The 7,150-nt window shown below is 55.4% G+C and carries 8 protein-coding genes; all 8 read right to left on the reverse strand.

Annotated features, from left to right (window positions below; all coding sequences use genetic code 11):
- The coding region (locus WMO66_RS07100; RefSeq protein WP_349135713.1) for a site-specific DNA-methyltransferase at positions 1–1,063 on the reverse strand (1,063 nt) is incomplete at its 3' end.
- Positions 1,063–1,845 (reverse strand): S-adenosylmethionine synthetase N-terminal domain-containing protein, encoded by a 783-nt coding sequence (locus WMO66_RS07105; protein WP_349135714.1) that lies wholly within the window; start codon positions 1,843–1,845, stop codon positions 1,063–1,065. The genes WMO66_RS07105 and WMO66_RS07100, both read right to left, overlap by 1 nt.
- 4 nt (positions 1,846–1,849) lie before the next feature.
- Positions 1,850–2,398: a hypothetical protein gene (locus WMO66_RS07110; RefSeq protein ID WP_022402549.1), complete on the reverse strand. Its 549-nt coding sequence runs from the start codon at positions 2,396–2,398 to the stop codon at positions 1,850–1,852.
- A gap of 101 nt (positions 2,399–2,499) precedes the next feature.
- Complete coding sequence (locus tag WMO66_RS07115) at positions 2,500–2,847, reverse strand: HNH endonuclease (RefSeq protein ID WP_349135715.1); 348 nt, start codon at positions 2,845–2,847, stop codon at positions 2,500–2,502.
- A 221-nt stretch (positions 2,848–3,068) separates the two neighbouring features.
- On the reverse strand, positions 3,069–3,503 hold the full coding sequence (locus WMO66_RS07120) for a hypothetical protein (RefSeq protein ID WP_349135716.1): 435 nt from the start codon (positions 3,501–3,503) through the stop codon (positions 3,069–3,071).
- The gene (locus WMO66_RS07125) at positions 3,500–4,870 is read right to left on the reverse strand and encodes a DEAD/DEAH box helicase (protein WP_349135717.1); all 1,371 of its coding nucleotides are present in this window, start codon (positions 4,868–4,870) and stop codon (positions 3,500–3,502) included. The genes WMO66_RS07120 and WMO66_RS07125 overlap by 4 nt, the downstream gene beginning before the upstream one ends.
- On the reverse strand, positions 4,851–5,132 hold the full coding sequence (locus WMO66_RS07130) for a VRR-NUC domain-containing protein (protein WP_349135718.1): 282 nt from the start codon (positions 5,130–5,132) through the stop codon (positions 4,851–4,853). Before WMO66_RS07130 ends, WMO66_RS07125 begins: the two co-directional genes overlap by 20 nt.
- Positions 5,133–5,381: 249 nt before the next feature.
- Positions 5,382–7,150: virulence-associated E family protein (locus tag WMO66_RS07135; RefSeq protein WP_349135719.1), on the reverse strand; the 1,769-nt coding region annotated here is incomplete at its 5' end.

The raw sequence follows: 7,150 nt of genomic DNA on the forward strand, positions 1-7,150 counted from the left end.
TGGAGCCGGAGCCGCCGAAGGGGTCGAGCACCACACTGTTTGCCATAGAACTGTTCTGTATCGGATAAGCCAAAAGCGGGATGGGCTTCATGGTGGGATGGTCGCCGTTTTTCTTGGGCTTGTCGAACTCCCAGATGGTGGACTCTTTGCGACCGGTGTACCACTGGTGCTTGCCTTTCTTCTTCCATCCGTAGAGGCACGGCTCATGCTGCCACTGATACGGAGAGCGCCCCAGCACCAGGGACTGTTTTTTCCAGATACAGCAGCCGGAGAGATAGAACCCTGCGGCATCAAACGCCTTGCGGAAATTCATCCCCTCGGTGTCGGCGTGGAACACATAGATGGACGCATCATCCGCCATGACCTTCTCCATATTGGAAAAGGCATCGAAGAGAAAGTCAAAAAACTTCTCCGATGCCATATTGTCATTCTTGATTTTTCCGGCACTGCCCTCGTAGTTCACATTGTAGGGCGGGTCGGTGATGACGAGGTTTGCCTTGCGGCCGTCCATAAGGGCGGCGTAGGTTTCCTCTTTTGTGCTGTCACCGCAGATGAGTCTGTGCCGCCCCAGCGTCCAGATGTCACCGAATTTCGTGAAGGTCGGCTTTTGCAGCTCGGCATCCACATCAAAATTATTCTCTTCGGCTTCAATGCCATCGTCAAAGAGCTTCGACAGCTCCTTTTCGTCAAAGCCGGTGAGGAGCGGGTCAAAGTCCGCCGCCTGCAGAGACTCAATCTCCACACGCAGAAGCTCTTCGTCCCATCCGGCATCCATCGCCATGCGGTTGTCGGCAATGATGTAGGCTTTCTTCTGGGCTTCCGTAAGGTGGTCGGCAAAAACACACGGCACCTCGGAGATACCCTCCTCCTTGGCGGCAAGAATACGACCGTGACCGGCAATAACGCCATAGTCACGGTCGATGATGACAGGATTGATAAAACCGAACTCACGGAGCGAGGCGCGGAGTTTGTTGATCTGCTCCGGCGAATGGGTACGGGCGTTATTGACATAGGGAACCAGCTTCGTGATAGGTACGAGCTGCATCTCGGTCGTTGTTTTCATTAGACCAGCCCCCATTCCGCAAATTTCTCGAAGCCGCCGACCGAGTGGATGTAGTTTCGGGCGATCTCCACGATTTCGGCGTAGGATCTGCCGTCCACGGCATTGTCCCCAATAGCGCAGCAGAGTGTCACGGGCTCGCCGGTTTCCTGGGCTTTGAGGAAAGCGTAGATATTCACGGACACATCCGCCTTGGACAGATCCTTGCCGTGCAGACCGCCGCCGGTCACCGAGTCAGCCATATCCGAGCCGAGCTTGCGGTTGGCAGCGCCGGTGTCCACATCGGTGCCGCCCGTCCAATCGCCGAGCGGGTTGATCTCCGCATCGGGATACAGCTTTCGGAGTGCATCCGAAGGCGCATTGCTCTGACAGAGAATGAGCCGGTCACCGTCCAGGATGTACTTGCCGTCATTTGGATACACGGAGAAAATGTTCCGTGCGATCTGCGACAGCTCTTTCTGCTCCTCGGTTACGGGCATTCCTTTGAAGATGCCGTTGTCACCGCAGCGGACGCCGTCTGCCTGATTGTTGGCAAGGTGACTGTCCTGCGGAACTTCCGCATAGTCAATGGTAAGGTTTCCTGCAATGCGGTGAACGGTGGCAACAACCTCCGACTTGTCCAGCATGACGGAGGTTTCCACTATGATGTGGCACACGCCGTGACCGATGAGGACTTCAACAGCGATGCGGGGATTTTCTGCTTTCTTGTATGCCAGGTCGACAAGCGCACCGGCAATCCTGTCCGCCACCTTGTCCGGGTGGCACGGATTTACTTTTTCAAACATGGCGTTACCCCTTTCTTGCACGGAGCAGGCGCTCCATCAGGTCATCCTGCGGCGTTGACTCGCCGTATTCCGTGCTGCAGTTTTCTTTTACGATTTGGAAAATCTCATTCCAGAGCCGCACCGCCTGGTTCATGTAGTTGATACCGATGTTGATGAACGGAGACGGAATTGGCTTCCCTGTGGTGGGGTGCTTGGAGAGAAAACCCATGCGGTTGGTCATCTCCTCGCACTGCACCCATCGGGCGGAACACATGGCGTAGCGTTCCAAAAGCTGCGGTGATACCTTTGCAGCGCAGCCGATTCCTTTGAGCCATTGCCATGTTTCCGTGTAGATTTCCTGTGCCTGCAGGACGCTGCCGTCCCGCTGCTCGGCAGACAGGAAATCATGGGGCTTCGGCATATCAACACCCTCGACTTCGGGAATGTCCAGCACTTCAAGTTTTCTGCCGCCGGGATTTCCGTTTTCGGCTTTGTCCTTGACTGCGGATTTCTTCCTCCCCGCACCGGGTCTTGCGCCGCCTCTGCCGCCTGTGTTATTCGATTTTGTGGGCATCCGAGTTCACCTCCCTTAATTACCCTTTTGATTTCGCCTTTTTTGCGCACGTGACCCCGGGCCGTTGCCCGACCACGAGGACCGTAGAGATTTGACCGCCCCTACCGGTCACCAAGGTCGTGATGTATCTTTGTGTGGCATGACTGGCAAAGGCTCATCAGATTGTCCCTTGCGTGAGTGCCGCCTTTGGAAACGGGCAGAATGTGGTGTACTTCCTGCACCGGAGTCAGCCGACCTTCCTTGAGACACTGTTCGCACAACGGGTGCTCTGCGGCATAACGATCACGGATACGCTTCCACGCTCTGCCGTACTTGCGGTTGACATCGGGACTGCGCTCGTATTTATCGTATTTACGGCGCTCCTCCGTGCGGTGCTGCTCACAGAACTGCCCATCACAGAGGTTGGGACAGCCGGGGTGAGAGCAGGGTCGCAGCGGTTTCTTCGGCATCGGTTCACCTCCTATCGTGTGTTCTTTTATAAAAAGCGGAGGATGTACCAGCATTGCTCCAGGTATCCAACCCCGCGGTAGCTCATGCTTGCCACCTCCTTGGGCATAAGAAAAGCCACCACAGGATTTCTCCCGTGATGGCTCTCTGCTTATTCGGCTATTGTAATCATAACACATGGGGCCGACTGCAAACAAGTGAAGTGAACTGCACTCGACTGCACTTAACTGCACTCTTTCAGTCCCTCTGCCAGCTTCTTGTCCAGAGCCTCCAACGCATGACCGTGGAGGTAGTATGTCCAGCGGAGGGAGTAGAAAAGCACCGATGAGATTGCGTCCCAGGATAGGTGTTCAAAGTACCGCTTCACCAGAATGGATTGGTAATCTGCGGAGTCCAGGGAGGCAATCATGTTCAGGGCATACAGCTTCTTCTCCTGGAGCTTCTGCTCGTCTGTCTGAATCTCCTGCTCCAGCTGTATTTTGTTGCAGATGATGGTGGCGGTTCGGGACGGATCTGGGCTGGGGTTATGGGGCATCCCACTGTAGTTGGCACCGCCGGGACTGGACACCAGGTCGGTGAGGACGGCAATTCTCTGTTTCTTGGTTTCGATGAAAGACTCCATGTTGGAGATCTCTCGGAAAAGTTCTTTTGCTGTCATTTGGTCACCCCCAATTCTGCCTTGACCGCTTCGATGAGGGCGGACTGGCTGATATCTTTCTGGTGAAGGGCCTTCATCATTCGCTCATCAATCGTCCCCTGAGTGATGATATGATGGATGACCACGGTATCGGATTTCTGCCCCTGCCGCCAGAGTCGGGCGTTGACCTGCTGGTACAGCTCCAACGACCAGGTCAGCCCAAACCAGATGATGGTGCTGCCGCCAGCCTGGATATTCAGTCCGTGGCCGGCAGAGGCTGGGTGGATGAGTGCCACCGGGATTTCTCCACGATTCCAACGGGCAATGCTGTCCGAAGAATCCATGGTGGAGAACGGGATGTGCCGTTTGTGGAGCCTTTCGGCGATACGGTCATAGTCGTGGCGGTACCAGTAGGCTACCAGGACGGGTTTGCCGTTGGCGGCTTCGATGAGGTCTTCCAGAGCATCCAGCTTGCGGTCATGCAGGTGGAGGACTTTTTTCTCTTCGCCGTAAACGGCACCGTTTGCCATCTGGCTCAGTTTATTGTCCAGGGCCGCGGCATTGGCGGCATCAATCTCCTCACCGCCCAAGGAAACCACCATGTCATGCTTCATGGAGTCGTACAGCGTCCGCTCCTTTTCGGAGAGGGGGACCTTGACCTCATTCATGATGCACTCTGGCATCTGGAGGTGGTCTGTAGCTTTCATGGAGATGGTGATGTCGGAGATTTTCTGATGGATGGCATCCTCTGCACCGGGGAGGGGCTTGTAGGAGAACACCACCTGTCCGTTACGCTTGTCCGGCTGGAAGTAGGTGTTGCGGTAATGGGTGATGAATCTTCCCAGCCGCTGCCCCATGTCCAGGAGACGGAACTGCGCCCAAAGGTCCATGAGACCGTTGCTGGAGGGAGTGCCGGTCAGCCCAACGATGCGCTTGACCGAGGGGCGAACCTTGAGGAGCGTTCGGAACCGCTTTGCCTGGTAGCTTTTGAAGGAGGACAACTCATCGATGACCACCATGTCGTAGTCAAAGGGGATGTCGCTGTCTTGGACGAGCCACTGGACATTCTCACGGTTGATGATGTACACGAAGGCTCTCTGCTGGAGGGCGGCTTTTCGTTCTGCCTCGCTGCCCACTGCCACGGAATAGCTTAGTCCCTTGAGGTGATCCCACTTGCGGATCTCGTCTGGCCATGTGTCTCTTGCCACTCTCAGAGGGGCGATGACCAGAACCTTGCGTACCTGGAAAGAGTCCAGGCAGAGGTCAAAGATGGCGGTCAGAGAGATGACACTCTTGCCGAGACCCATGTCCAGAAATACCGCTGCCACGGGGTGGTCCAATATGAAGTTGGTGGCGTAGCTCTGGTAATCATGTGGCTTGTATTGCATTGAGAATCCCTCCAATCTGTTCTGGTCTGTCCAAGCAGAAAACCAAAAAGCCGAGTCCTTCCAACTGCCTTTTTCGCCGTTTCTGCAGGGGTCGCATTGTTTTGCCCGGAGCCTTCACCTCAATGAAGGCCATTTTGCCGCCGGGGAGAAGCACCAGGCGGTCAGGCACTCCATCTAAGCCAGGGCTTGTAAACTTGAGTGCAAGACCACCCATTGACTTTGTTTCTGTGACCAGCTTTGTCTCAACCTGTTTTTCTCTCATATTGACCTCCGCTGTTCTCAGAACGGTAAAATGCCCTTATGCGCGCATATGCGTGTTTTGGGTGATTTACTACCTTTATTTCTATATCTTTCGATATATATAAATGTGTAGGAACAAGGAACAAGCAAAGCAGAAAACCTTGTTGCTTACGGGGGAACACCCCGTTCCCTTGAGGTGTTCCCGTATTTGTGCCGTGAGGGTGCATTTCGCCTGGGTACTTGTTCCCTTTATGAGTGGGTGCCGTCATTGTCATTCAGAACACCCCTTCGGAACGAAGATGTACTGAGGGCCGTAGACAGGAATGCGCACCTTTGCATCTGCCCGCTGCCAGCCTAGGCGTTTCAGAATGCCGATAATCTCGTTGCTGTCAGAGCGGCGGAGGTTTGCACGGTCTTTGCCGAAGCACTCGCACCACACCTCCATGCTGGACACGGAGCTACGGCGTACTGTGCCGTTATGCTCTGCAGGGCCGAAATCGCCACCCTGGAGGAAATTCCTGCGCTCGTAGAGATCCAGCTTGTCCCAATCCTCCGGCAGCAGGGTTTCCAGGTACTCACGCACCAAGCCCTCACGCTCGTCAGACTCCATGGCTTCACGCTGCTCAGCCTTGGCAAGTGCATCAATCTCTGCATCCAGAAAGAGCTTCTCGCCCTGCTTCACATACACCAGAGCCTCTGCCCAAATTTGAAGGATTTCCTCGGAGGTTAACTCCCATGAGTGCTTTTTGCCGTTGCCGGGGGTCTTAACTGGCCAAAAACGGCGGTTACCCGTGGTATCACGGAGATACCCGGTTTCGGCATTAGTGGTGCCGAAAAAAACGCACTGACGCAGATGGGGCGTGGCTCTCTTTCCGAAGGATGCACGGTAGATGTCGTTCTGGCGGGACAAGAAGGAACGCAGGGTTTCCACCTCGGTCTTACGTAGCCCTGCCAGCTCGCCGATCTCCAGAATCCAGTAGCCTTGGAGCTTCTCGGCAGCGGTCTTATCCTTGGTATCGCCCAGGTTCAGGCTGTCGGAGAACCACTCGCCGGCCAGCTTGGCAATGAGGGTACTCTTACCCACACCCTGGGGGCCATTCAGCACCAGCATGGAGTCGAACTTACAACCAGGGACAAGAACACGCTTGATGGCAGCGCACAGAGTCTTTCTGGTGACAGCACGGACATAGGGCGTATCGTCTGCCGCCAGATAGTCGATAAGGAGTGTCTCCACACGGGGAATACCGTCCCATTTGGGGAGCTGGTCGATGTACTCACGGATAGGATGGTAGGAGCGGTCATCGGTGACCTTGGCAACGGCGATGTCGTAGTTGCGGGCAGAGAAGGTGCCGTAGTGGGTGTCGATGTAGCTGATAAGCTGGGCATCGTCAGCATCACGCCAGAACTTGGTGGGGTGCTGCCAAGGCACATCGCCCTTGATCTCCATGCCGTCCAGGAGTTGGTTGAAAGTCAGTGCTTTCAGCAGAGGGTCGTTTTGCAGGATAGCTGTAAGGTTGCGGAGGGTATTCTTGATATTGCCGGCCTTATCCAGCTCCAACTTGTTCTGCCAGTCCTCATCGAAGAACTCCTGCGCTGCCTGGGCTTGACGCTCTTCAGCAAAGACTTCCTTGACCCGGTCATCCTTGAGTGCCAGCTCGGACATAGCCTTGAAGGACGGGAGTCTGCCCACTGGTGTATCCAGAGCGCAGCTTTCATCCTGCTCACGGAACAGGTGCAAGCGGACAAGGTCAAAAGCGTTCAGCAGCTTGCCACAGACCGGGTCAGTGGCGTGGTGGCTGTATGCGAACTTGCCATCGTAGACCACAACACCGGCAGCAGAGTCTGCAGGGATATAGTCATAGCGGCCGTTCATGGTGGAAGGCTCATAGATGTCAGCCAGAAAGGTGTCGATAGCGTCTTCGATGGAATAGGCACGGCAGAAGGCACCCACAATCCCCGGCTTGGTCAGCGGATTTGCCTGCTCGGCGATAGTGCGGCGAACCACCTCGGACTGACGGCTGGATACCGGCCAGGTGGAGG

Origin of the sequence: Faecousia intestinalis, from assembly GCF_040096185.1 — a bacterium.
Taxonomy (GTDB): domain Bacteria; phylum Bacillota; class Clostridia; order Oscillospirales; family Oscillospiraceae; genus JAZOXB01.